This window comes from Agromyces sp. MMS24-JH15, from assembly GCF_043518605.1.
In the GTDB taxonomy this organism is placed as follows: domain Bacteria; phylum Actinomycetota; class Actinomycetes; order Actinomycetales; family Microbacteriaceae; genus Agromyces.
This window is the reverse complement of sequence record NZ_CP171358.1, coordinates 2,678,682-2,701,144: the sequence shown is the minus strand read 5'-3', so window position 1 is coordinate 2,701,144 and position 22,463 is coordinate 2,678,682. Positions and strand designations below refer to the sequence as shown.

Below are 22,463 nucleotides of genomic sequence, written 5' to 3'. Positions count from 1 at the left end.
GGCGATGATCATGAACCGTACGTCGGTGATGCCGCCCGGGCTTGCTCCGGGTCGGGCTCCCGATCCGGCTCCGGGTCGGGCTCGAGTCGCGCGACCGGGTGGTCGCGCGCGACCTGCTCGCCGCTCAGGACGGCGAGCCGGACCGTGCCGGCGAACGGCGCGGTGACGCGGTGCTCCATCTTCATCGCCTCGATCGCGAGGATCGGGTCGCCCGCGGCGACGCGGTCGCCGTCGGCGACGAAGAGGGCGGTGACCGTGCCGGGCATGGGCGCCCGGAGGGACGGGTCGAGGGCTCGGCCGCCCCGCTCGCGGGCGGCGTGGCGCTCGAGGAAGCGTTCGGTCCGGGTGCGCGGCAGCACGCGGTGGGCGCGGCCGTCGACGTGCACCCAGACGGCGCCGTCGTCGGCGACGGCGGTGCGGGCGGCGGCCGCCGGACGGGCCGCGGGTGCGGGGCGGGAGAGCCGCCAGCCGCGCTCGCGCTGCCAGGCGTGGGCGGAGGGCGACGGCGCGGATGCCTCGTCGAGCGCGCGGCGGACGGCGTCGGCGACGTCATCGTCGTCGGCGGCGGGGTCCGCGGTCGTGGCGTCGGGCAGGGCGTCGATGAGCCCGGTCGTGACCCGCCCGGCCCGCACGTCGGGGTCGGCGAGCAGCCGCCGCAGGAACGCGACGTTCGTGTCGACGCCGAGCACGATCGTGCCCGCGAGCGCGACGTCGAGCCGGTCCAGCGCCTCGGCGCGGTCGGCGCCGACCGCGATCACCTTCGCGAGCATCGGGTCGTAGTCGGCGGTGACCGCCTGGCCCTCGTGGACGCCCGAGTCGACGCGGACGCCGGAGCCGGTCGGTTCCTCCCACGCCAGCAGCGTGCCGGTGGACGGCAGGAACCCGTGGTCGGCGTCCTCGGCGTAGACGCGCGCCTCGATCGCGTGGCCCTCGAGGCGCACGTCGTCCTGGGCGAAGGCGAGCGGCTCGCCCGCCGCGACGCGCAACTGCTGCTCGACGAGGTCGATGCCGGTCACGAGCTCGGTCACGGGGTGCTCGACCTGCAGGCGGGTGTTCATCTCGATGAAGCGGAACTCGTCGGGCGAGGCATCCGACACCAGGAACTCGACCGTGCCCGCGCCGAGGTAGCCGACGCTGCGGGCCGCGTCGCACGCGGCGCGGCCGATGCGCTCGCGCGTCGCCTCGTCGAGGAGCGGCGACGGCGCCTCCTCGATCACCTTCTGGTGGCGGCGCTGGAGCGAGCACTCGCGCTCGCCGAGGTGCACGACCGTGCCGTGCGCGTCGGCGAGCACCTGCACCTCGATGTGCCTGGGGCGCAGGATGAACCGCTCGAGGAGCAGCGTGTCGTCGCCGAACGCGGCCTTCGCGACCCGGCGGGCCGCGGGCAGCGCGACCGCCAGCTCGGCGCGGTCGTGCGCGAGCTGCATGCCCTTGCCGCCGCCGCCCGCGGACGGCTTCACGAGCAGGGGGTACCCGACCTCCTCGGCCGCCGACAGCAGGCCCGCGTCGTCGAGGTCGGGGTCGGCGACGCCCGGGACCGTGGGGACGCCGTGCGCGGCGACGTGCCGCTTGGCGCGGATCTTGTCGCCCATCACGGCGAGCGCCTCGGGACCGGGGCCGACGAAGACGAGCCCCGCGTCCGCGCACGCGCGGGCGAACCCGGCGTCCTCGGACAGGAACCCGTAGCCGGGGTGCACGGCCTGCGCGCCGGTCGCCAGCGCCGCCGCGACGATGCGGTCGGCGTCGAGGTAGCTCTCGGCGGCGGGAGCCGGCCCGATCCGGACCGCTTCGTCGGCGAGTCGCACGTGCGGGGCGTCGGCATCGGCATCGGAGTACACGGCGATGCTGCGGATCCCGAGGCGGCGGAGCGTGCGGATGACCCGCACCGCGATCTCGCCGCGGTTGGCCACGAGCACGCGGTCGAACGGTCGACCGGCGTGGTCGTTCGAACCCATCCGCGCCTCCTCGAGCAATTCGGTTAACGATCGCTAACCGGAATAATGTTAGTGACGCTTAACCGAAACGACAAGCGGTGCGGCGGGCGCTCAGTCCCCGCCCGCGCTCGCGCCGGCGCCCGCGCCCGCGCCCGCGCCCGCGCCCGCGAGCACCTCGATGCCGTACGCGAACGCCTCGTCGACGCCCTCGCCCAGCCGGAACCCGCCGCCGAGCTCCATGGCCAGGAACCCGGTCGCCCAGGCGGTCACCGTGCGCGCGAACGGCAGCGCCCGCTCGGGCCCGACGAGGTCGGCGGCCACGTCCAAGACCGACCCGCTCGACGTCTGGAGCGCCGCGAGCGAGACGAGGTCGCGCTCGGGTGCCGCGAAGAGGAGGCCGTAGGCGGCCGGGTTCGCGCGCGCCCACTCCCGGAGCGACCGCGCGAGGGCGCCGACCCGGGCGGCGGCGCGGGTCAGGGCATCCGTCGTCGCTGCGCCGTCGCCGTCGCGCTCGCCGCCAGCGGGCACCGCGACGGCCTCGGTGAGGCGGGCGCCCAGTTCGGCCGCGACCGCGTCGACGACCAGGGCGACGAGGTGCTCGCGGTTGCGCACGCGCTTGTAGAGCGACGGCGCGCGCACGCCGACCCGTGCGGCCACCGCCTGCATGGTGAGCGCGTCGAGCCCGCCCTCGTCGAGCAGGGCTCGTCCGGCGAGGACGATGGCGTCGAGCGACGTGCGTTCCGGCGTGGGCATCGGCGGACTCCTCGGTTCACGGCTATTGACAGTAGCCATGATAGCTACGTATCGTAGCCATCGCTACCCCGATCACCCAGGAGGACCTCATGCGACTCGCTCCGTCGCTCCACCGCATCGGCAACGACCTCGTCGCCTGCTACCTCGTCGTCGAGCCCGACGGCCTCACCCTCGTCGACGCCGGGATCCCCGGCCAGTGGCGCGACCTCGGCCGCGAACTCGCCGCGATCGGGCGCTCGGTCGCGGACATCCGCGGCGTCGTGCTCACGCACGGCGACTCCGACCACATCGGGTTCGCCGAGCGGCTGCGCGCCGAGCACGGCGTGCCCGTGTACGTGCACGCGGCCGACGCCGCGCGCGCCCGCGGCGAGGAGAAGACCTCGCCCGCCTGGGGCCCGATGAGGATCGGCGCGACCGCCGGGTTCCTGACCTACGCCGCGCGCAAGGGCGGCCTCCGCACCCGCTACCTCGGCGACGTGGTCGAGGTCGCCGACGGCGAGGTCCTCGACCTGCCGGGCGCCCCCGTCGTCATCGGCATGCCCGGCCACTCCCCCGGCAGCATCGCCGTGCACGTCCGCGCGGTCGACGCGGTGTTCGTCGGCGACGCGCTCACGACCCGCCACGTGCTCACCGGCCGGGCGGGCCCGCAGCCCGCCCCGTTCACCGACGACCCCGCCGAGGCGCTCGCCTCGCTCCGGCGGCTCGAGGGCCTCGGTGTGCGCTGGGTCCTGCCGGGCCACGGCACGCCGTGGGACCGCGGCGTGGACGAGGCGATCCGGGCCGTCGAGGCGGCTGCCGGGGCAACCGGCGCCTGAATCGCCGCACCGCGCGCGCGGCGCGCGCGAGGCATCCGGCGCCCCGCTACATCCGGAACACGCCGAACGCGGACTCCGGCAGCGGCGTCCGGCTCGCGAGCTCGAGCGCCATCGCGAGCACCGTGCGCGTGTCGCCCGGCTCGATGATGCCGTCGTCCCAGAGCCTCGCGGTCGCGTGGTACGGGCTGCCCTGCGTCTCGTACTGCTCGCGGATGGGCGCGCGGAAGGCGGCCTCGTCGTCGGCCGACCACGACTCGCCTCGAACGGCGAGCTGGTCGCGCTTCACGGTCGCGAGCACCGAGGCGGCCTGCTCACCGCCCATGACCGAGATGCGCGCGTTCGGCCACATCCAGAGGAACCGAGGCGAGTACGCCCGCCCGCACATCGAGTAGTTGCCCGCGCCGAACGATCCGCCGATGACGACCGTGAGCTTCGGCACGCGCGTCGTCGCGACCGCGGTCACCATCTTCGCGCCGTGCTTGGCGATGCCGCCCGCCTCCGCGTCGCGGCCCACCATGAACCCCGAGATGTTCTGGAGGAACACGAGCGGGATGCCCCGCTGGTCGCACAGCTCGATGAAGTGCGCGCCCTTCATGGCCGACTCGCCGAACAGCACGCCGTTGTTCGCGACGATCCCGACCGGATGCCCGTCGAGGTGCGCGAAGCCGGTCACCAGCGTGTCGCCGTACTCGGGCTTGAACTCCGCGAACTCGCTCGCGTCGACGAGGCGCGCGATCACCTCGTGCACGTCGTACGGCTGCTGCACGTCGACGGGCACGGCCGCGGTGAGGTCGGCGTCGTCGACGGCGGGCGGACGGGGCTCGCGCACCGACCAGGCGCGCGCCGGCGGCTCGGGGAGGGTCGCGACGATGTCGCGCAGGAGTTCGAGCGCGTGCTCGTCGTCGTCCGCGAGGTGGTCGACCACGCCCGAGACGCGCGCGTGCAGGTAGCCGCCGCCGAGCTCCTCGGCGGTCACGACCTCGCCGATGGCGGCCTTCACGAGCGGCGGGCCGCCCAGGAAGATCGTGCCCTGGTCGCGGACGATCACGGACTCGTCGCTCATCGCCGGCACGTACGCGCCGCCGGCGGTGCACGAGCCGAGCACGGCCGCGAGCTGCGGGATGCGCTCGGAGGACATGCGGGCCTGATTGTGGAAGATGCGGCCGAAGTGGTCGCGGTCGGGGAACACGTCGTCCTGCAGGGGCAGGTAGGCCCCGCCGGAGTCGACGAGGTAGAGGCAGGGCAGCCGGTGCTCGCGCGCGACCTCCTGCGCTCGGAGGTGCTTCTTCACGGTCATCGGGTAGTAGGTGCCGCCCTTGACGGTCGCGTCGTTGCACACGACCATCACGGGTCGCCCGTGCACGAGGCCGATCCCGGTGATCAGGCCCGCGCCGGGCGAGTCGCCGTCGTACATGCCGTCCGCGGCGAGCGGAGAGAGCTCGAGGAACGGGCTGTCCTCGTCGAGCACGCGGGCGACGCGATCGCGCGGCAGCAGCTTGCCGCGCGCGACGTGGCGCTCGCGGGCGGCATCCGGACCGCCGCGCGCGGCGGCGGCGAGCCGGGTGCGCAGCTCGGCCGCGAGGCCGGCGTGCGCGGACGCGTTGCGCCGGGCGGATGCATCGTGCGGATCGACCGCGGTGCCGAGGATTGCCATGCGCTCCTGCCTGACGGGTGGCCCGCGGGGCATCCTGCTTGTGCGCCGTGGGAAATTTCAGTTAATCTTCACTAACTCGACGATGCTAGCGAGCGATAAGGGACATGGCAATCACCCCGACCACCGACCGCGGCCGGCGCAAGGCCGACCGACGCGACGCGATCCTGCGCGCCGCCGCGACCCGATTCGCCGAACGCGGCTATGCGAACGTCACGCTCGAGGACCTCGGCGCGGCTGTCGGCGTCTCGGGGCCGGCCGTGTACCGGCACTTCACCGGCAAGGCCGGCGTGCTCGCCGCGATCCTGCTCGACGCGAGCACGCGCCTGCTCGACGGCGCCGAACGCGTGCTCGACGACGCACCGGACGGCGCACCCGACGCCGCCGCCGCGCTCCGCGGGCTCATCGCCCACCACGTCGACTTCGCGATGGCCGAGGCCGACGTCATCCTCGTCCAGGACCGCGAGCTCGAACAGCTCGATCCCGGCGCGCGGCACGACGTGCGGCTGCTGCAGCGCCGCTACGTCGAACGGTGGGTCGAGGTGCTCGCCCGGCTCCGGCCCGACCAGCCCGAGTCCGACCTGCGGATGCGCGCGCACGCCGCGTTCGGCCTGCTCAACTCGACGCCGCACAGCGCCCGGCTGCCCGGGCGCCGCCCCGCCGACGCGACCACGCGCCGCCTGCTGGCGGAGATGGCCTGGGCGGCGCTCACGTCCTGAACCGAGGCGCGCCGCTCACATCCCCGGATGCCCCGAGCAGTCGACGCTCACCCCGCGCGCGACGTCGCCCTCGGCGTAGTCGCTCGCGCTCTTCAGGTGCTTCCCGCCGAAGAACACGGTGCACCCGAGCGAGTTCCCGGTCGCGCTCGTCGCCCGGAACGTCCACGGCTCGCTCGCGGGGAGCGCTCCGCAGTCCTGCTGCAGCACCGTCACGACCGGGCCCACCGCCTCGACCGTGCGGATCGAGAGCGCGTCGGGCTGGAACGACGTGAACGTCAACTCGATCGGCGTGGTGTCGTCGTCGGCGGAGACCACGAAGACGATCGCACCGAACGCGGCGGGGTCGAACGGGCAATCGCCGGGCTCGAGCGGCACGGCGTTCGCCGCCGGCGCGAGGCCCGGCCCCGGCGTCGACGGCGCGCCGTCGTCGGGGGCCTCGGTCTCGGGTGCCGCAGCCGTCGGGCTCGGCGAGGAGGTCACGGACGGCGACGGCGAGGGCGCCGCACCGGAGGCGCATCCGGCGAGCGCGGCCGCGGCGATCACCGCCCCGGCGGCGAGTGCGAGCGTCGACGGGGCACGGCGGGACGGAGTCATGCCGCGAGCGTAGCGATCAGAACGCGGCGAGTTCCTCGATGCGCTCCGCGAGCCGCAGGTCGCGCGGCGTGACGCCGCCGACGTCGTGCGACTGCAGCTCGAACGTGATCCGCCCGTACCCGACGAACACGTCCGGATGATGCTGCATCACCTCGGCGACCTCGGCGACGCGCTCGAGCAGGCGCACCGCGCCGAGGAAATCACCCGTCTCGTACGTCGCGACCAACCGGTCGCCCGCGTGCGTGAACGACGTGCCGCGGAGCACGTCTCGTGTCTCCTCCTCGTCGAGCACCTGTCGATCGTCCATCCCCCGACCCCCCGATCGCCCCCTAGGTCATCATCGTGAGGGCTAGCCCGGGTTCGCGCAAGATGCCGCCCACGTCCACGAGGAAGCGCGAGCCCTGCTGGCCGTCCACGACGCGGTGGTCGAACGACAGCGCGAGCGTCGCGACCTCGCGCAGGGCGACCTCGCCGCGGTACTCCCACGGGCGCCTGCGCACCGCGCCGACGGCCAGGATCGCCGCCTCCCCCGGGTTCAGGATCGGCGTGCCCGCGTCGACGCCGAACACGCCGACGTTCGTGACCGTGATCGTGCCGTTGCGCAGCGCCCCGGGCTGGGTCCGGCCCGCGCGCGCGGTCTCGGCGAGCTCGGCGATCGCGTCCGCGATGCCGAGGAGGCCGAGGCGGTCGGCGCGCTCGATGTTCGGGACGAGCAGGCCCCGGTCGGTCGCGACCGCGATGCCGAGGTTGACGCCGTCGTACCGGACGATCTCGCCCGCGTCCTCGTCCCAGTGCGAGTTCACCTCGGGCGTGCGCCGCGCGGCCAGGCACATCGCGGTCGCGACGACCGCGAGCGGGGTCACGCGCGCGCCGTCGAGCGCGCGATCGGCGCGGATGCCCCGCACGAGGTCCATCGTCGCCGTCACGTCGACCTCGAGGAACTCGGTCACGTGCGGCGCCGTGAACGCGCTGCGCACCATGGCGGCCGCGGTCGCGCGCCGCACGCCCGCGATCGGGATCCGCGTCGACGGGGGCAGCGCGTGAGTGCCGACCGCGGGCGCGGTCGCGGGCTGAGCGGACGGCTGGAGCCGGGCGGATGCCTCGGGCTGGGCGGATGCCTCGGGCTGGGCGGATGCCTCGGGCTGGGCGGTCGCCTCGGGCGGGGTGGTGGATGCCGCTCGCGCGCCGCCCGCTGCGGCCTCGACGTCGGCGCGCGTGATCAGGCCGCGCTCCCCCGTCCCGACGAGGTGCTCGAGGTCGACGCCGAGCTCGCGGGCGAGCCGGCGCACCGGCGGGGTCGACCGGGGTCGCTCGGCACCGGTCGCGGGCAGCCTGGACGACGGCGGCGCGGCGAGCGCCAGGCTCCGGGCGCGCCGCTTCGGGGCGACCTCCGCCGGCGCGCCGTAGCCCACGAGCGTGGGCTGGCGCTCGGGCTCCCCGGCCGTCGGCGGTGGGACCTCCGCCGACGGCCGGCCCTCCGTCCACGACGGGGCCCCCGCACCCGTCGAGGCTTCCGTCCGGGCGGCCGCCTCCTGCGGCTCCGGCGAGGCATCCGCGCCCGCCGGCGACGCATCCGGACCCGGCGCCGCACCGCCGCCCGTGTCGCACGAGAACAGCGGTTCGCCGACGTTGACCGTCTGCCCGGGCACGGCGTGGAGGGCCGTGACCACGCCCGCGAACGGCGAGGGGAGCTCGACGACGGCCTTGGCGGTCTCGACGTCGGCGACGACCTGGTTGAGCTCGATGCGATCGCCGACGGAGACGCGCCAGGCGACGACCTCCGATTCGGTGAGGCCCTCGCCGAGGTCGGGCAGTGCGAAGTCGCGGATCATGGCGCTCATGCCTCCGCCCCGCTCAGGGAGTTGGGTCGGCCGAGCACGCGGTCGACGCCGTCCAGGATCCGGTCGAGATCGGGCAGGTGGTGCCGTTCGAGCCTCGCCGGCGGGTACGGGATGTCGTGACCGGTCACGCGCACGGGCGCCGCCTCGAGGAACTCGAAGCACGACTCGGTGATCCGCGCGACGAGTTCGGCCCCGATCCCGCCCTGCTCGCCCGCCTCGTGCGTCACGACCAGCCGCCCGGTGCGTCGCACCGACGCCTCGACCGTGCCGAGGTCCATCGGCGCGAGCGAGCGCAGGTCGATCACCTCGATCGACACGCCCTCCTCGGCCGCGGCGAGGGCCGCGTCGCGCGCGATCGTCACGAGCCCGCCGTAGGCGACCAGCGTGGCATCGGTGCCGGGTGCGACGACCGTCGCGACGCCCATCGGGCGGGCGTCCGCGAGATTCGCGGTCTCGTCGACCTCGCCCTTCGCGTGGTAGCGCCGCTTGGGCTCGAGGAACACGACCGGGTCGTCGCTCGCGACGGCCTGGCGGATCATCGTGAACGCGTCGGCCGGGTTCGAGCACGCGACGACGCGGAGCCCCGCGGTGTGCGCGAAGTACGCCTCCGGCGACTCCGAGTGGTGCTCGGCCGCGCCGATGCCGCCCGCGAACGGGATCCGGATCACGAGCGGCATCCGGACCCGGCCGAGCGAGCGGTAGTGCAGCTTCGCGACCTGCGAGACGATCTGGTCGAACGCGGGGTACACGAAGCCGTCGAACTGGATCTCGACGACCGGGCGGAACCCGCGGTACGCGAGCCCGACCGCGGTGCCGACGATGCCGGCCTCGGACAGCGGCGTGTCGACGACGCGGTGCGTGCCGAACCGCGCCTGCAGCCCGTCGGTCACGCGGAACACGCCGCCGAGCCTGCCGATGTCCTCGCCGAGCAGCACCACGCGGTCGTCGTCGGCCAGGGCGTGCGCGAGGCCGGCGTTCAGCGCCTTCGCCATCGTCATCGTGGTCATCGTGCGACCTCCTGCGGGCCGGTGCCCGCGCCGCCGTCGAACATCCCGAGGTAGCGCGCGTAGCGCTCGCGCTGGCGCTCGAGGTGGCTGTTGGGCTCGGCGTAGACGTGGTCGAACACCGACATCGGCGCCGGATCGGCAAGGCCGGTCGCGGCGGCCCGGAGTTCGGCGGCCGCGCGGTCGGCCGCGGCCGTCGCGTCGGCGTCGACGGCCGCGAGGTCGACGCCGGATGCCTCGAGCCGGGCGCGCACGCGCGCGATCGGGTCGCGCTCGCGCCAGGCGGCGAGCTCCTCGTCGCTGCGGTACCGCGTCGGATCGTCGGCCGTGGTGTGCGGCCCCATGCGGTACGTGACCGCCTCGATGAGCGTGGCCCCGCCGCCCGTGCGGGCGCGGTGCAGCGCCTGCCTCGTGACCGCGAGCACGGCGAGCACGTCGTTGCCGTCGACCCGCACGCCGGGGATCCCGAAGCCGTCCGCGCGCGCGGCGATCGGCTGCGCCGACTGCAGGCCGACCGGCTCGGAGATGGCCCAGTGGTTGTTCTGGCAGAAGAACACGACCGGGGCGCGGAAGCTCGCGGCGAACACGAGGGCCTCGTTCACGTCGCCCTCGCTCGTGGCGCCGTCGCCGAAGTACGCGACGGCGGCCGACTCGGCGCCCTCCCAGGCGAGCCCCATGGCGTAGCCGGTCGCGTGGAGCGCCTGCGCGCCGATGATGATCTGCGGCACGGCGAGCCGGTGGGCGTACGGGTCCCAGCCGCTCGGAGCCGTGCCGCGCCACGCGAGCAGGAGCCCCTCCGGCGCGACGCCGCGGCACCACGCGACGCCGTGCTCGCGGTACGAGGGGAAGGCGAAGTCGTCGGCGCCGAGGGCGCGCGCGGATCCGACCTGCGCGGCCTCCTGCCCCGCGAGCGGCGGCCACAGGCCGAGTTCGCCCTGGCGCTGGAGCGCGATGCCCTCGGCGTCGATCCGGCGGATCACGACGAGGTCGCGGTAGAGGGCGGCGAGCGCGGCGTCGTCGATGTCGGCGACCCAGGGGTCGAGGGCGGGGTCGCGCCGGCGGTCGCCGACCTGGTCGATCAGCTGGACCATGGGCGCCTCGGTCGGCGCTTTCGCGGTCTGGAGTCCGGGTGGGGTCATCGTCGAGCCTCCGTGTCGGCGGGAGCCTGGTGGGCGTGCCGCGGCCGGCCTCGTCGCCGGTTACCGTGAGCGTACGTCGGTCGGGCAGAGCGCTCAAGCATTTCCGGGACGATTGAGCATGTCGCCAAGTATCGACCGGTGGGATGCTGCTACATTGCGCGGTATGCCCGCCTACGACGCCGTGGACCGCGCCCTCCTCCTCGCCCTCGCCGACGACCCCCGTGCGACCGTGGTCGCGCTCGCCGAGCGCCTCGCCCTGTCGCGCAACACCGTGCAGGCCAGGCTCGCGCGGCTCGAGGCATCCGACGCGTTCCTCGGCTTCGAACGGAGCATCGACCCGACGCCGCTCGGCTTCCCGCTCGAGGCGTTCGTGTCGGTCCACGTGCGGCAGAAGCGGCTCGCCGAGGTGGTCGACGACATCGCCCGCATCCCCGAGGTGCTCCAGGCCCACGGCCTGTCCGGCGCGGTCGACCTGCTCGTGCGGGTCGTGTGCCGCGACGCGCACGACCTGTTCCGCATCGACGGGCTGATCCTCGCGATCGACGGCGTCGAGCGCACCGAGACGTCGCTCGCGATGGGCGAGCTCATCCCCTATCGGATCCGCCCGCTGCTCGACGCCTGAGGCCGTCGGCGGGCGCGCGCCCGGCTCACCGCCATCGAGTTGCAAAGAAACACTTGCAAACTGATCTTTGCAGCGTTATCTTTGCACCATGCCGACCACCGAACCCGAGGACCTCTCGTCCCAGCCGAGCAGCTCGCGCCACCCCGGCATCGACCACGTCCTGACGTCCGCGAGCCTGAAGTCGCTCGCCCACCCGCTGCGCGTGCGCATCTACGACGAGCTCTCCGCGTACGGCCCGCTCACCGCGAGCGGGCTCGGCGAGCGCCTCGGCGAGTCGAGCGGGTCGACCAGCTACCACCTGCGCCAGCTCGAGCGCGCCGGCCTCGTCCGCGAGGACGCCGGGCGCGGCAAGGGCCGCGAGCGCTGGTGGGAGCGCACGCCCGGCTCGGTCGCGATCCCCGACGCGCGCTCGCTCGCACCGGGCAGCGCCGAACGGCTCGCGGTCAAGCTCGTCGAGGACGAGTGGTTCCGTTCGCGCGACCAGAACTTCCGCGAGTTCGTCGTCGAGGGCGACCAGGTGTTCGGCGACGACTGGCTCGACGTCGCCACCTCGGACACCGTGAACCTCCGCCTCACGTCGGCGCAGCTCCACGAGCTCGTCGCCGACCTCGACGTCGTGATCAAGCGCTACGTCGATGCCTACAAGCGCACGCCGACGCCCGGCTCGCGCCCCGTGCAACTCCAGATCAACGCCTTCCCGCTCGTCCGCGGGGAGGAGACCGAAGCACCGACCGAAGGGACCGAACGATGACCGCCACGCTCTCCCCCGGATCCGGCCTCGTCGCCGGCGTCGCCGTCCGCACCGGCCTCGGCCTCGCGGGCTGGGGCATCCGTCGCGCCCGGCGCCTCGCCGACCGCGACCTGCAGCTCAGTCGCCTCGAGGCGCGCGCCGTCGCCATGCAGGCGCTCGCCGAGCGCGACGAGCTCGTGCGCAGCGTCAACCTGCCGTACTGAGCGGACGGCGCCGCCGCGCCGGAACGACGGATGCCCCGCCCGAATCGCTTCGGGCGGGGCATCCGCGTGTGCGCCCTGTCTCGCAGGGCGACGCCTCAGGCGTCGACGGGCTCGGCGGGCGCCTCGGCCTCGGCTGCCTCGGCCTCAGCCTCGGCCACGACCGGCGCGAGCGAGAGCTTGCCGCGGTCGTCGATCTTCGTGATCTCGACGAGGACCTTCTGGCCGACGCCCAGCACGTCCTCGACGTTCTCGACCCGCTTGCCGCCGGCGAGCTTGCGCACCTCGGAGATGTGCAGCAGGCCGTCCTTGCCGGGCAGGAGCGAGACGAACGCGCCGAACGTCGCGATCTTCACGACCGTGCCGAGGAACTGCTCGCCGACCTCCGGGTTGGTGGGGTTGGCGATCGCGTTCACGCGGGCGCGGGCGGCCTCGGCCGACGGGCCGTCGGTCGCGCCGATGTAGACGGTGCCGTCCTCCTCGATGGAGATGTCGGCGCCGGTCTCGTCCTGGATGGAGTTGATCGTCTTGCCCTTCGGGCCGATCAGCTCGCCGATCTTGTCGACCGGGATCTGGACGCTGATCACGCGCGGCGCGGTCGGGGCCATCTCGTCCGGGCCGTCGATCGCGGCGTTCAGGACCTGGAGGATCGTCGTGCGCGCGTCCTTCGCCTGGTTCAGCGCACCCGCGAGCACCGAGGCGGGGATGCCGTCGAGCTTGGTGTCGAGCTGGATCGCGGTGACGAACTCGCTGGTGCCGGCGACCTTGAAGTCCATGTCGCCGAGCGCGTCCTCGGCACCGAGGATGTCGGTGAGCGCCGCGTAGCGGGTCTCGCCGTCGACGGTGTCGGAGATGAGGCCCATCGCGATGCCGGCGACCGGCGCGCGCAGCGGCACGCCGGCGTTCAGCAGCGACAGGGTCGACGCGCAGACCGAGCCCATCGACGTCGAGCCGTTGGAGCCCAGCGCCTCGGAGACCTGGCGGATGGCGTACGGGAACTCGTCGCGCGTGGGCAGCACCGGCACGAGCGCGCGCTCGGCGAGTGCGCCGTGCCCGATCTCGCGACGCTTCGGCGACCCGACGCGACCGGTCTCGCCGGTCGAGTAGGGCGGGAAGTTGTAGTTGTGCATGTAGCGCTTCTTGGTGACCGGGCTCAGCGAGTCGATCTGCTGCTCGAGCTTCAGCATGTTCAGCGTGGTGACGCCCAGGATCTGGGTCTCGCCGCGCTGGAAGATGGCCGAACCGTGCACGCGGGGCACGACCTGCACCTCGGCGTCGAGCGGACGGATGTCGGCGAGGCCGCGGCCGTCGATGCGGACGCCCTCGCTCAGCACGCGCGAGCGCACGACGAGCTTGGTGACCGACTTGTAGGCGGCCGACACCTCGGCGAGCGCCGACTCGGGAAGGGCGCCGTCGGCGACCTTCGCGGCGATGCCCTCCTTGACGCGCGCCTTGAGCGCGTCGTCGGCGTCCTGGCGCTCGACCTTGCCGGCGATCTGGTAGACGCCCTTGAGCTCCTCGTAGGCGAGCTCGGCGACGGCGTCGTACGTCGGCTGCTGGTAGGGCGGGAACGTCGGGTACTCGGCGGTCGGCTTCGCCGCGGTCGCCGCGACCTGCTCCTGCGCCGCGACGAGCTGCGAGATGAACGGCTTCGACGCCTCGATGCCCTGCGCGATGACCTCTTCGTTCGGCTTGACGGCGCCGGACTGGATGAGGTTCCAGGCGTTGTCGGTGGCCTCGGCCTCGATCATCATGATCGCGACATCCTGCGAGCCGTCGGCCTCGGTCACGACGCGACCCGCGACGACCATGCTGAACACGGCCTCCTCGAGCTGCGAGTGCTTCGGGAAGGCGACCCACTGGCCGCCGCCCTGCTCGGTCGGGATGAGCGCGACGCGGACACCCGCGACCGGGCCCGAGAAGGGCAGGCCGGAAAGCTGGGTCGACAGCGACGCGGCGTTGATCGCGAGGACGTCGTAGAGCTCGTCGGGCTCGATCGCGAGGACGGTCACGACGACCTGGACCTCGTTGCGGAGGCCGTCGACGAACGACGGGCGCAGGGGGCGGTCGATGAGGCGGCAGGTGAGGATCGCCTCGGTCGAGGGGCGGCCCTCACGGCGGAAGAACGAGCCGGGGATGCGGCCCGCGGCGTACATCCGCTCCTCGACGTCGATGGTCAGGGGGAAGAAGTCGAACTGCTCCTTCGGCTGCTTGGACACCGAGGTGGCCGAGAGCAGCATGGTCTCCTCATCGATGTAGGCGACGGCAGCGCCCTGCGCCTGCTGGGCGAGACGCCCGGTCTCGAAGCGGATGGTGCGGGTGCCGAACCGACCGTTGTCGATGACGGTTTCGGCGAACGTGATCTCAGGACCTTCCAAGAGGTCTCTCTCCTTTGTTTACCGTCGCTCCCCGTGTGGGCGCGACTCGTACAGAGGAGCAGGAAACAGGTGGATATGAGCGGGGACAGGATGTCCCGCCCGCGCTGGCCACCAGTAGAAGTCCACCGATCGACGCGCGCTCGGTGATCCACCACAGGGGACCAGCTTCCCAGCCGGCCTGCTCCGTGCGGGCGCCCGGGATCCGGACGCCACCCACGATCCTAGCAGCCGGGCCCGGAAACGAGCCGGACGGCTCCGGATTCACCGCTCCGCCCGCGCTCGCATCCCGGGGTCGCCGGGCGCGGTCGCGACGGGGACGAGGTGCTCGTGCTTGGCCGCACGGCCGTCGCCCGCTGCGCGGCCGCGGAGCCGGCGGAGCATCCACGGCACCGCGTGCCGTCGCAGCCAGACGCGCGTCGGCAGCGGGCCGGATGCCTCGGGCGCGGCGTGCAGCGCCGCATCGAGCCCCGCGAGCGCGGCCGCGTCCGGCACGCCGAGCGCCTCCGCCGCGCGGTAGGCCAGGGCGCGGTGGCCGGCCGCGTTGAGGTGCACGCGATCCTCCGCCCAGCATCGGGGGCCGGTGACCTCGGCGTCCGCGCCGACGTCGACGAAGTGCGCGCCGTGCGCGGCCGCGTGCCGGCCGAGGCGCGCGTTGAACGTCGCGAAGCGCCGCCGCATGCCGCGCAGCCTGGGGCTCGGCGGCATGAACGCGCCGACGACGAGCACCTCGCAGTCGGCTGCGCGCAGCGCGGCGATCCCGCCGCCGAGCCGGTCGGCGAGCCCCCGCGCGTCCGCGCCGACCCGGACCAGGTCGTTCGCGCCGACGAGGACGGTCACGAGGTCGGCGCCGAGCGCGAGGGCGCGAGGGACCTGCCGGTCGAGCACGTCGTCGACCTTGCGGCTGCGGACCGCGAGGTTCGCATAGTGCACGTCGCCGTCCGCGAGGTCGAGCAGCATGGCGAGCCGGTCCGCCCATCCTCGGTACGCGCCGGAGTCGGCGCCGTCGCCGGCTCCGGCTCCGGCCCGCGACCGATCGCACAGGCCCTCCGTGAGCGAGTCGCCGAGCGCGACGTACCTGCGGCGCGGCGGCGCGGGCGCCGGGACCGGCGGGACCGCGGCCGGCTCCGGCCCCGGCTCCGGGGCGACAGCCCGCCGGCGCCCGTGGGCGTGCGCGGTCACCGCCGGCGCCCCCGCGCGGTGCATCCGCATCGCGTCCCGGTAGTGCCCGGCGAGTTCGTCGCCGAGCCGCGACCAGGTCCGTCCCTCGACCGCGGCGCGCGCCGCGACGCCGAATGCGCGCCGCTTGGCCTCGTCGCCGGCGAGGTCGAGCACCCGGTCGCGCAGGTCGTCGAGGTCGCCCGGCCGGTACAGCCAGCCGGTCCGGCTCGACCGGACCAGGTCGAGCGGACCGCCGCGACCGGTCGCGACGACCGGGACGCCGCTCGCGTGCGCCTCCTGGATGGTCTGCCCGAACGTCTCGTGCTCGCCGGGGTGCACGAACACGTCGAAGCTCGCGAGCGCCTCCGCGAGCGCGTCGCCGCCGAGGAACCCGGTGAAGTGCGCTCCGGGCAGGACCGCCTCGAGCGCGGCCCGCTCGGGGCCCGCGCCGACGACCACGAGGCGGATGCCGGGCAGCCCGTCGAGCACGCGGAGGTCCTCGACCTGCTTCTCGCTCGCGAGCCGGCCGACGTAGCCGACGACGACCTCGCCGCCCGGCGCGACCTCGCGACGCCAGGCGGCGCTCCGGCGGTCGGGCCGGAACCGCTCGGCGTCGACCCCGCGTGCCCACGGGCGCAGCCGGTCGACGCCGAGCCCGGCGAGGCGGGCGAGCGCCGAGGCGGACGGCGCGAGGCTCAGGGTCGCGCGGCGGTGGAGCCGCGCGAGGTGCGCGGTGAGGGCCGGCTCGGCGGCCGCGAGCCCGTACCGTGCGGCGTAGCCGGGGACATCCGTCTGGTAGACCGCGACGGACGGCACGCCGATCGCCTCGGCCGCGAGCACGCCCTGCCAGCCGAGCACGAAGGGCGACGCCAGGTGGACCACGTCGGGCCCGAACGCGTCGAGCAGCCCGACGAGTCGGCGCACGCCGGGGCGGGCCACGCGGACGTCGCCGTACCCCGGGAACGGCACCGCGGGCACGGGCACGACCCGGGCGCCGTGGATCGAATCGGGAAGGGCCGCCTCGCCGCGGGCGCGGGGGGCGATGACGAGGGCCTCGTGGCCGGACCGCTCCAGGTGGACGAGGACCTGGAGCAGCGACTGCGTGACCCCGTTCATGTGGGGCAGGAACGACTCGGCGATCAGCGCGACCTTCACGCGTCCAGCGTCGCGCCGACGGCCTCGGCGGGCATCCCGTTCGGGCCCGCGATCGCGAAGGTTCACGAACGGTTCGGCCGGGGTTCGCGCGGCGGTCGTCCGCCGGTCCGGCCCGACGCGCGCCGTTCACCGGCGGGGGGTACGACGGGCGGGTGGAGGATGCCACCCTGACCGCGATCGCCACCTCGCCGTGGCTCGTGCCGGCGCTGTTCGCGCTCGTCGTCGGCGACGCGTTCCTCGTCGTCCTGCCGAGCGAGAGCGCGGTCGTCGCGCTCGCGGCGCTGCACGCGACGACGGGCGCTCCAGCCCTCTGGCTCGTGCTGCTGACGGCGTCGGCGGGCGCGGTCTGCGGCGACGCGCTCTGCTACGGCATCGGTCGGCGCGTCGGCCTCGACCGGTGGGCGTGGCAGCGCGATGGCCGGATCGGGCGGGCGCTGCGGCGGGTCGAGGGCGCGGTCCGCACGCGGACCGCCGTGCTCGTGTTCACCGCACGCTACGTGCCGTTCGCGCGGATCGCGGTGAACCTCGCAGCGGGCGCCGGCCGCGTGCCGCTCGGCCGGTTCCTGCCGCTCTCGCTCGGCGCTGGGATCGCGTGGGCCGGCGTGAACGCGGGCGTCGGCGCGCTCGTCGGCGGCGCGTTCGGCGACCGGCCACTCGTGGGCGTGCTCGTGTCGGTGCCGGTCGCGATCACCGTGGGCCTGGTCGTCGACCGCGTCATCGCCGCGGTCGAGTCGAGGCGGCGCGCCCGCGGATGACCGGCGCGAGGCGGCGCGCCGGCCTCGGCACCGGTCGATCGACGCGGTCGGATGGCCCTGCGTGGGCCATCCGACCCTCGATCAGTGCCAGACTCGAACCCATGACTTCCGGCGAACAGCAGCAGGGCGGGCCCTCCGAGGAGACCAAGCGGAAGTTCCGCGAGGCCCTCGAACGCAAGAACAGCACGTCGAAGGACCGCTCCGGCCAGTCGCATCCGGAGCGCACCTCCGGCGCGGGCGGCGCCCACGGTCCCGTCGACCACAAGCGCGAGTTCCGCCGCAAGAGCGGCTGACCGGGCACCGTCCCGCACGCATCACCGGCATCCCTCGAGTGACGAGGGGTGCACGACGAGGGCCCGGCGCGGTGCGCCGGGCCCTCGTCGTGCGATCGGGGTCGCCTGAGCGCTCCCCGCTCCCTACTCCCCCGCGAGCCCGCCGACGAGGTGGCCCATCGGGCGGTCGAGCGCGAACGGGTCGTTCACGAGCTCCGACCGGTCGGTGCGCTCGACGAGGTCCGCGAACTCCCGCGCACCGCGGAAGATGCGGTCCGGGAGCGACCGCACGCCGTCCCCGCCGTTGCCCCAGTCGCTGGTCGCCGCGTAGACGCCCGTGGTGACCGGGATCGCGTGCAGGTAGGTGAACAGCGGACGGATCGCGTAGTCGATCGCGAGCGAATGCCGCGGGGTGCCGCCCGTCGCGCCGATCAGCACGGGCAGGTCGGTGAGCGCCTGCGGGTCGATCACGTCGATGAACGACTTGAACAGGCCCGCATAGCTCGTCGTGAAGATCGGCGTGACGGCGATGAGGCCGTCGGCCCGCGACACGGCGTCGAGCGCCGCCTCGAGCTTCGGCGGGGCGAAGCCCATGAGCAGGTGGTTGGTGATGTCGTGCGCGAGGTCGCGCAGCTCGAACACCTGGACCTCGACCTCGTGGCCGCGCTCGCGGAGCTGCTCGACCGCGTCGCCGGCGAGGCGATCGGCGAGCTGGCGCGTGGAGCTCGGCGTCGAGAGGCCCGAGGAGACGACGACGATTCGCCTGGTGGTCATGTCCGTACTCACTTCCGGGTCGCGGCGGGGCCGAAGGCGGACCCCGCGGTGGCGGGCTGGGGCGTGCGGCGCGTCGCGCCGGCGTCCTGGTACGGCGAGCCGACGGTCAGGTTGTCGCCGCGGTTCGCGTTCGGGACGGCCTGTCGGGGCTCGTCGTCGCCGTACTTCGCCTGCACGAGCGAGGCGTGGGTCGGGGCATCCGGGACCGTCGCCGGGCGGTTCTTCGCGAACTCGCGACGCAGCACCGGCACGACCTCCTCGCCGAGCAGGTCGAGCTGCTCGAGCACGGTCTTCAGCGGCAGGCCGGCGTGGTCGAGGAGGAACATCTGGCGCTGGTAGTCGCCGACGTAGTCGCGGAACGACAGCGTCTTGTCGATGACCTCCTGCGGGCTGCCGACGGTGAGCGGCGTCTGCTGCGTGAACTCCTCGAGGCTCGGGCCGTGGCCGTACACCGGGGCCTCGTCGAAGTACGGGCGGAACTGCCGGACGGCGTCCTGCGAGTTCTTCGCGAGGAAGACCTGGCCGCCGAGGCCGACGATCGCCTGGTCGGCGGTGCCGTGGCCGTGGTGCTCGAAGCGCTGGCGGTACAGGGCGATCATGCGCTGGGTGTGCGAGGCGGGCCAGAAGATGTGGTTCGCGAAGAATCCGTCGCCGTAGAAGGCGGCCTGCTCGGCGATCTCGGGCGTACGGATCGAGCCGTGCCAGACGAACGGCGGCACGCCGTCGAGCGGGCGGGGGGTCGACGTGAAGCCCTGCAGCGGCGTGCGGAACTTGCCCTCCCAGTCGACGATGTCCTCGCGCCAGAGGCGGTGCAGCAGTTCGTAGTTCTCGACCGCGAGCGCGAGTCCCTGGCGGATGTCCTGTCCGAACCACGGGTACACCGGGCCGGTGTTGCCGCGGCCGATCATGAGGTCGGCGCGGCCGCCGGACACGTGCTGGAGCATCGCGTAGTCCTCGGCGAGCCGGACCGGGTCGTTGGTCGTGATCAGGGTCGTCGCGGTCGAGAGCTGGAGGGTGGTGGTCTGGCCCGCGATGTAGGCGAGCGTGGTGGTCGGCGAGGACGACCAGAACGGCGGGTTGTGGTGCTCGCCGAGCGCGAAGACGTCGAGGCCGACCTCCTCCGCGTGCTTGGCGATGGTGACGGTCGCCTGGATGCGCTCGGCCTCGCTCGGCGTGCGGCCGGTGGTCGGGTCCTGCGTGATGTCGCTGACCGTGAAGATTCCGAACTGCATGGCGTCCTCCTGAACCTCTCGTTTCGATGTATGCAAACGTATCGAACTCACCCGGCCCGGGGTTTATTCCACGCCCGCCTCCACGAGTTCCAGGACGGCGACGGATGCGTCGGCCAGCGCGATCCCGTACTCCCGGCCGTGCCCCGCCGCGTGCACCGCGAGCGGGTGCAACTGGTGGAGCGGCAGGCGCGCCCGCCATCCGGGCCGCAGCGGATGCACCGCCTCGTAGCCCGCGACGACCTCGACGAGGTGCGGGCAGCCGAACAGCGCCAGCATCGCGAGATCGGTCTCGCGGTGCCCGCCGTGGGCTGCCGGGTCGATGAGCACCACGCCCTCGGGCGACCACAGGACGTTCCCGGTCCACAGGTCGCCGTGGATGCGCGCGGGCGCATCGCCGTCGTCGAAGGCGCCCTCCGCGACCAGCGCGCACGCGCGCCGCACGAGGGCCGCCTCGTCATCGCGGAGGTCGCCCGCCTCGATCGCGAGGTCCACGAACGGCAGCACCCGATCGCGCGCGTAGAACGCACCCCACGTCGGCGACGGCGTGGACGGCATCGGGCGGCGCCCGATGAACAGGGGCGCGCCGGCGCCGGACGGCTCCGGCGGACTGCCGAACGCGGATGCCCCGGCATCGTGCGTGACCGCGAGCGCCCGGCCGAAGGCGTGCGCGACCGCACGCGTCGGAAGCACCTCGACGACACGCTCGAGCACGATCCGCCCCGGGCCGACCTCGAGCACGCGGGCCGTGCGGACGCCGCCGGCGGGTTCGCCGAGCCACGCGAGACCCGCGGCCTCCGCCTCGAAGAACCCCGGCGGGGCCAGCGGGTTCGCCTTCCGGATCGGTCGCATCGTCCTAGACTCCCAGATGATGGGCAGGATCTCGGTGGTGATCCCGTGTCTGGACGACGCGGAGTTCCTCGCCGCCTGCCTCGCCGCGCTCCGCGCGCAGACGAGGCCGGCGGACGAGGTGGTCGTGGTGGACAACGGGTCGACCGACGACAGCGCCGCCGTCGCCGTCGCGGGCGGGGCGCGCGTCGTCCACGAGCCGCGACGCGGCATCTGGCCCGCGACCGCCGCCGGCTTCGACGCCGCCGGCGGGGACATCCTCGCGCGCATCGATGCCGACTCGCTGCCCGCGCCCGACTGGCTCGAGCGCATCGAGCTGCGGATGTCGGCCGCCGACCGGCCGACCGCGGTGACCGGCAGCGGCGAGTTCTACGGCGGCACCGCGCCGCGCCGCTGGGCCGGCCGCGCCCTCTACCTCGGCGGGTACTTCCGGTTCATCGGGCTGCTGCTGGGGCATCCGCCGCTGTTCGGCTCGAACTACGCGATCCGCGCCGACGCCTGGGCGCGGCTGCGCACGGTCGTCCAGCGCGACCGCGCCGACCTCCACGACGACCTCGACCTCGCGTGGTGGATCCAGCCCGACATGACCGTCGTCTACGACCGCACGCTCCGCGTCGGGATCTCGGCCCGGCCGTTCGAGAGCTTCGACGCGTTCGCGCGGCGCATCCGCATGGCCTTCCACACGCTCGCCGTCGAGTGGCGCGCGTGGCCGCCGCTCGACCGGCTGCAGGACCGCCGGGCGGCCGCGACCGAACTCGAGGCGCGGCGCATCGCCGAGGCCGCCGATCCCGAGCGCGACGGGCCGCGGTTCGCGTAGCCGGCGGGTTCGCGCGGCCGGCGCGTTCGCGCGGCAGCCGGATCGCCGGACGCCGGACGCCTACGCGCGGGGGCCGCTGCGCCGGTAGAGCGCCAGCAGGTCGCGCACCAGCTGGTGCGGCGACTCCTCGCACGGGCTGTGCCCGCTCTCGTACACCGCGAGTTCCGCGCCGAGGTCGTCCGCGAACGCGCGGTGCCGCTCGACCGGCCAGAGGTCGTGCGCGCCGACCGCGACGAGCTTCGGGATCGGCGCCGAACGGACCGCGGCGCGCACGTCGGGCGTCGCCTTCATGAGCTCGATGATGTCGTCGACGCTCTCGCGGCGGGTGAGCGCGAAGCGCTCGCGCACGAACGCGAGGCGGGCGGGCGGCACGCGGTTCAGGTTGTTGCGGATGCCCCACAGCATGAGCGCCGCGCCCTGGTGCGCGTTCGTGAACTCGGAGAGCACGCCGATGCGCTTCACGGTGCGGAACGCCTGGCCGACCTCGGGCGGGCAGCTGAGCAGCGCGAGGCTCGCGAACCGATCGGGACGCGCGACGAGCGCGAGTTGCGCGAGCGTGCCCGCGAAGCTGTACCCGAGGACGTGCGCGGGCCCGTCGCCGCGATCGAGGACCGACAGCAGGTCGTCGAGGAAGAGCGCCTCGTCGTAGTGCGGGCGCGGCGGGTCCAGTCGCCACGGGCCCGCCTCGGACGACTCGTACTGCCCCGCGAGGTCGAACGCCTCGACGCGGAATCCGGCATCGGCCAGCAGCGGCAGCATGAGGACGAAGTCCTCCTTCGAACCCGTGGCGCCGGGCACCAGGAGCACGCGCTCGCCGTCGACCGGTCCGGCCGCGAGTCCCGCGAGCGGTCCGGACGGCGCCTCGAACACGACGCGCTCGGCGCCTGCCGGGAGCGCACGCCAGTCGACGTCGGGGAGCGCGGCGTCGAGTTCGGCGGCACGGTCGGCCCAGCCGGGCTCGGCCGTCGGGATGCCGGCGCCGGGGCGCGCCTGCCCGCCGTCGAGGCCGCGCCGCCGGAGTGCGCCCATCCTGTCGCCGATCGCCATGCCATC

22 protein-coding genes are annotated in these 22,463 nt (G+C 74.2%); 8 read left to right on the top strand and 14 right to left on the bottom strand.

All coding sequences use genetic code 11. From position 1 onward, the window contains the following. Window positions 1-8: 8 nt before the first annotated feature. Entirely contained in the window at window positions 9-1,955 is a 1,947-nt protein-coding gene (locus tag ACDF64_RS12250; protein WP_394551633.1) for an acetyl/propionyl/methylcrotonyl-CoA carboxylase subunit alpha, read from the bottom strand. Window positions 1,956-2,045: 90 nt separating this feature from the next. Next, a complete protein-coding gene (locus ACDF64_RS12245) occupies window positions 2,046-2,687 on the bottom strand; it encodes a TetR/AcrR family transcriptional regulator (RefSeq protein WP_394551632.1) in 642 nt (213 codons plus the stop codon). A gap of 89 nt (window positions 2,688-2,776) precedes the next feature. Between ACDF64_RS12245 and ACDF64_RS12240 the strand changes: the two genes are divergently transcribed. Next, window positions 2,777-3,502, top strand: a complete 726-nt coding sequence (locus ACDF64_RS12240) for an MBL fold metallo-hydrolase (RefSeq protein ID WP_394551631.1) — start codon at window positions 2,777-2,779, stop codon at window positions 3,500-3,502. Window positions 3,503-3,548: 46 nt separating this feature from the next. Here ACDF64_RS12240 and ACDF64_RS12235 read toward each other — a convergent pair whose 3' ends face one another. After that, entirely contained in the window at window positions 3,549-5,156 is a 1,608-nt protein-coding gene (locus ACDF64_RS12235) for a carboxyl transferase domain-containing protein (protein WP_394551630.1), read from the bottom strand. A 104-nt stretch (window positions 5,157-5,260) separates the two neighbouring features. Between ACDF64_RS12235 and ACDF64_RS12230 the strand changes: the two genes are divergently transcribed. Continuing rightward, a complete protein-coding gene (locus ACDF64_RS12230) occupies window positions 5,261-5,872 on the top strand; it encodes a TetR/AcrR family transcriptional regulator (RefSeq protein ID WP_394551629.1) in 612 nt (203 codons plus the stop codon). 15 nt (window positions 5,873-5,887) lie between these two features. On the opposite strand, the gene ACDF64_RS12225 is transcribed toward ACDF64_RS12230, so the two are convergent. From ACDF64_RS12225 to pdhA, 5 genes are read right to left on the bottom strand one after another with little or no spacing between them, the layout of a single operon-like run. After that, on the bottom strand, window positions 5,888-6,466 hold the full coding sequence (locus ACDF64_RS12225) for a hypothetical protein (protein WP_394551628.1): 579 nt from the start codon (window positions 6,464-6,466) through the stop codon (window positions 5,888-5,890). A gap of 16 nt (window positions 6,467-6,482) precedes the next feature. Next, window positions 6,483-6,773: a 4a-hydroxytetrahydrobiopterin dehydratase gene (locus ACDF64_RS12220; protein WP_394551627.1), complete on the bottom strand. Its 291-nt coding sequence runs from the start codon at window positions 6,771-6,773 to the stop codon at window positions 6,483-6,485. A 22-nt stretch (window positions 6,774-6,795) separates the two neighbouring features. Then, entirely contained in the window at window positions 6,796-8,307 is a 1,512-nt protein-coding gene (locus ACDF64_RS12215; protein ID WP_394551626.1) for a dihydrolipoamide acetyltransferase family protein, read from the bottom strand. Next, a complete protein-coding gene (locus ACDF64_RS12210) occupies window positions 8,304-9,314 on the bottom strand; it encodes an alpha-ketoacid dehydrogenase subunit beta (protein WP_394551625.1) in 1,011 nt (336 codons plus the stop codon). Before ACDF64_RS12210 ends, ACDF64_RS12215 begins: the two co-directional genes overlap by 4 nt. Beyond that, a complete protein-coding gene (gene pdhA, locus ACDF64_RS12205; protein ID WP_394551624.1) occupies window positions 9,311-10,450 on the bottom strand; it encodes a pyruvate dehydrogenase (acetyl-transferring) E1 component subunit alpha in 1,140 nt (379 codons plus the stop codon). Before pdhA ends, ACDF64_RS12210 begins: the two co-directional genes overlap by 4 nt. 163 nt (window positions 10,451-10,613) lie before the next feature. Here pdhA and ACDF64_RS12200 point away from each other — a divergent pair, with 163 nt between their 5' ends. The 3 genes from ACDF64_RS12200 (at window position 10,614) to ACDF64_RS12190 (ending at window position 12,026) form a co-directional block, all read left to right on the top strand. After that, window positions 10,614-11,072: an Lrp/AsnC family transcriptional regulator gene (locus tag ACDF64_RS12200; protein WP_394551623.1), complete on the top strand. Its 459-nt coding sequence runs from the start codon at window positions 10,614-10,616 to the stop codon at window positions 11,070-11,072. A gap of 88 nt (window positions 11,073-11,160) precedes the next feature. Continuing rightward, on the top strand, window positions 11,161-11,823 hold the full coding sequence (locus tag ACDF64_RS12195; protein WP_394551622.1) for an ArsR/SmtB family transcription factor: 663 nt from the start codon (window positions 11,161-11,163) through the stop codon (window positions 11,821-11,823). Continuing rightward, window positions 11,820-12,026, top strand: a complete 207-nt coding sequence (locus ACDF64_RS12190; RefSeq protein ID WP_394551621.1) for a hypothetical protein — start codon at window positions 11,820-11,822, stop codon at window positions 12,024-12,026. Before ACDF64_RS12195 ends, ACDF64_RS12190 begins: the two co-directional genes overlap by 4 nt. A gap of 95 nt (window positions 12,027-12,121) precedes the next feature. Here the strand turns inward: ACDF64_RS12190 and ACDF64_RS12185 are convergent, their stop codons facing one another. Both ACDF64_RS12185 and ACDF64_RS12180 read right to left on the bottom strand, forming a co-directional pair. Further along, entirely contained in the window at window positions 12,122-14,401 is a 2,280-nt protein-coding gene (locus tag ACDF64_RS12185) for a polyribonucleotide nucleotidyltransferase (RefSeq protein ID WP_394551620.1), read from the bottom strand. A 261-nt stretch (window positions 14,402-14,662) separates the two neighbouring features. Continuing rightward, window positions 14,663-16,714, bottom strand: a complete 2,052-nt coding sequence (locus tag ACDF64_RS12180) for a GDSL-type esterase/lipase family protein (protein ID WP_394551619.1) — start codon at window positions 16,712-16,714, stop codon at window positions 14,663-14,665. Window positions 16,715-16,866: 152 nt separating this feature from the next. Here ACDF64_RS12180 and ACDF64_RS12175 point away from each other — a divergent pair, with 152 nt between their 5' ends. Next, on the top strand, window positions 16,867-17,469 hold the full coding sequence (locus ACDF64_RS12175) for a DedA family protein (RefSeq protein ID WP_394551618.1): 603 nt from the start codon (window positions 16,867-16,869) through the stop codon (window positions 17,467-17,469). 101 nt (window positions 17,470-17,570) lie between these two features. After that, window positions 17,571-17,762 (top strand): DUF5302 domain-containing protein, encoded by a 192-nt coding sequence (locus ACDF64_RS12170; protein WP_394551617.1) that lies wholly within the window; start codon window positions 17,571-17,573, stop codon window positions 17,760-17,762. Between the two features lie 123 nt (window positions 17,763-17,885). On the opposite strand, the gene ACDF64_RS12165 is transcribed toward ACDF64_RS12170, so the two are convergent. The 3 genes from ACDF64_RS12165 to ACDF64_RS12155 all read right to left on the bottom strand — a co-directional run bounded on the left by ACDF64_RS12165 (window position 17,886) and on the right by ACDF64_RS12155 (window position 20,596). Next, entirely contained in the window at window positions 17,886-18,515 is a 630-nt protein-coding gene (locus ACDF64_RS12165) for an FMN reductase (RefSeq protein WP_394551616.1), read from the bottom strand. 8 nt (window positions 18,516-18,523) lie between these two features. Continuing rightward, window positions 18,524-19,747 (bottom strand): LLM class flavin-dependent oxidoreductase, encoded by a 1,224-nt coding sequence (locus tag ACDF64_RS12160; RefSeq protein ID WP_394551615.1) that lies wholly within the window; start codon window positions 19,745-19,747, stop codon window positions 18,524-18,526. A gap of 63 nt (window positions 19,748-19,810) precedes the next feature. Further along, window positions 19,811-20,596: a fructosamine kinase family protein gene (locus tag ACDF64_RS12155; protein WP_394551614.1), complete on the bottom strand. Its 786-nt coding sequence runs from the start codon at window positions 20,594-20,596 to the stop codon at window positions 19,811-19,813. A 19-nt stretch (window positions 20,597-20,615) separates the two neighbouring features. On the opposite strand from ACDF64_RS12155, the gene ACDF64_RS12150 reads away from it, so the two are divergent. Continuing rightward, complete coding sequence (locus ACDF64_RS12150; protein ID WP_394551613.1) at window positions 20,616-21,410, top strand: glycosyltransferase family 2 protein; 795 nt, start codon at window positions 20,616-20,618, stop codon at window positions 21,408-21,410. Between the two features lie 60 nt (window positions 21,411-21,470). Here the strand turns inward: ACDF64_RS12150 and ACDF64_RS12145 are convergent, their stop codons facing one another. Then, entirely contained in the window at window positions 21,471-22,457 is a 987-nt protein-coding gene (locus ACDF64_RS12145; protein WP_394551612.1) for an alpha/beta fold hydrolase, read from the bottom strand. Between the last annotated feature and the right edge of the window lie 6 nt (window positions 22,458-22,463).

Bases quoted from the DNA above. Each gene is read 5' to 3' on its own strand.
- ACDF64_RS12220 (WP_394551627.1), bottom strand. From the start codon at position 6,773: ATGGACGATCGACAGGTGCTCGACGAGGAGGAGACACGAGACGTGCTC.
- ACDF64_RS12160 (WP_394551615.1), bottom strand. From the start codon at position 19,747: ATGCAGTTCGGAATCTTCACGGTCAGCGACATCACGCAGGACCCGACC.
- ACDF64_RS12190 (WP_394551621.1), top strand. From the start codon at position 11,820: ATGACCGCCACGCTCTCCCCCGGATCCGGCCTCGTCGCCGGCGTCGCC.
- ACDF64_RS12245 (WP_394551632.1), bottom strand. From the start codon at position 2,687: ATGCCCACGCCGGAACGCACGTCGCTCGACGCCATCGTCCTCGCCGGA.
- ACDF64_RS12165 (WP_394551616.1), bottom strand. From the start codon at position 18,515: ATGACCACCAGGCGAATCGTCGTCGTCTCCTCGGGCCTCTCGACGCCG.
- ACDF64_RS12215 (WP_394551626.1), bottom strand. From the start codon at position 8,307: ATGAGCGCCATGATCCGCGACTTCGCACTGCCCGACCTCGGCGAGGGC.
- ACDF64_RS12235 (WP_394551630.1), bottom strand. From the start codon at position 5,156: ATGGCAATCCTCGGCACCGCGGTCGATCCGCACGATGCATCCGCCCGG.
- ACDF64_RS12240 (WP_394551631.1), top strand. From the start codon at position 2,777: ATGCGACTCGCTCCGTCGCTCCACCGCATCGGCAACGACCTCGTCGCC.
- pdhA (WP_394551624.1), bottom strand. From the start codon at position 10,450: ATGACCCCACCCGGACTCCAGACCGCGAAAGCGCCGACCGAGGCGCCC.
- ACDF64_RS12170 (WP_394551617.1), top strand. From the start codon at position 17,571: ATGACTTCCGGCGAACAGCAGCAGGGCGGGCCCTCCGAGGAGACCAAG.
- ACDF64_RS12195 (WP_394551622.1), top strand. From the start codon at position 11,161: ATGCCGACCACCGAACCCGAGGACCTCTCGTCCCAGCCGAGCAGCTCG.
- ACDF64_RS12225 (WP_394551628.1), bottom strand. From the start codon at position 6,466: ATGACTCCGTCCCGCCGTGCCCCGTCGACGCTCGCACTCGCCGCCGGG.
- ACDF64_RS12210 (WP_394551625.1), bottom strand. From the start codon at position 9,314: ATGACCACGATGACGATGGCGAAGGCGCTGAACGCCGGCCTCGCGCAC.
- ACDF64_RS12145 (WP_394551612.1), bottom strand. From the start codon at position 22,457: ATGGCGATCGGCGACAGGATGGGCGCACTCCGGCGGCGCGGCCTCGAC.
- ACDF64_RS12155 (WP_394551614.1), bottom strand. From the start codon at position 20,596: ATGCGACCGATCCGGAAGGCGAACCCGCTGGCCCCGCCGGGGTTCTTC.
- ACDF64_RS12200 (WP_394551623.1), top strand. From the start codon at position 10,614: ATGCCCGCCTACGACGCCGTGGACCGCGCCCTCCTCCTCGCCCTCGCC.
- ACDF64_RS12150 (WP_394551613.1), top strand. From the start codon at position 20,616: ATGGGCAGGATCTCGGTGGTGATCCCGTGTCTGGACGACGCGGAGTTC.
- ACDF64_RS12230 (WP_394551629.1), top strand. From the start codon at position 5,261: ATGGCAATCACCCCGACCACCGACCGCGGCCGGCGCAAGGCCGACCGA.
- ACDF64_RS12250 (WP_394551633.1), bottom strand. From the start codon at position 1,955: ATGGGTTCGAACGACCACGCCGGTCGACCGTTCGACCGCGTGCTCGTG.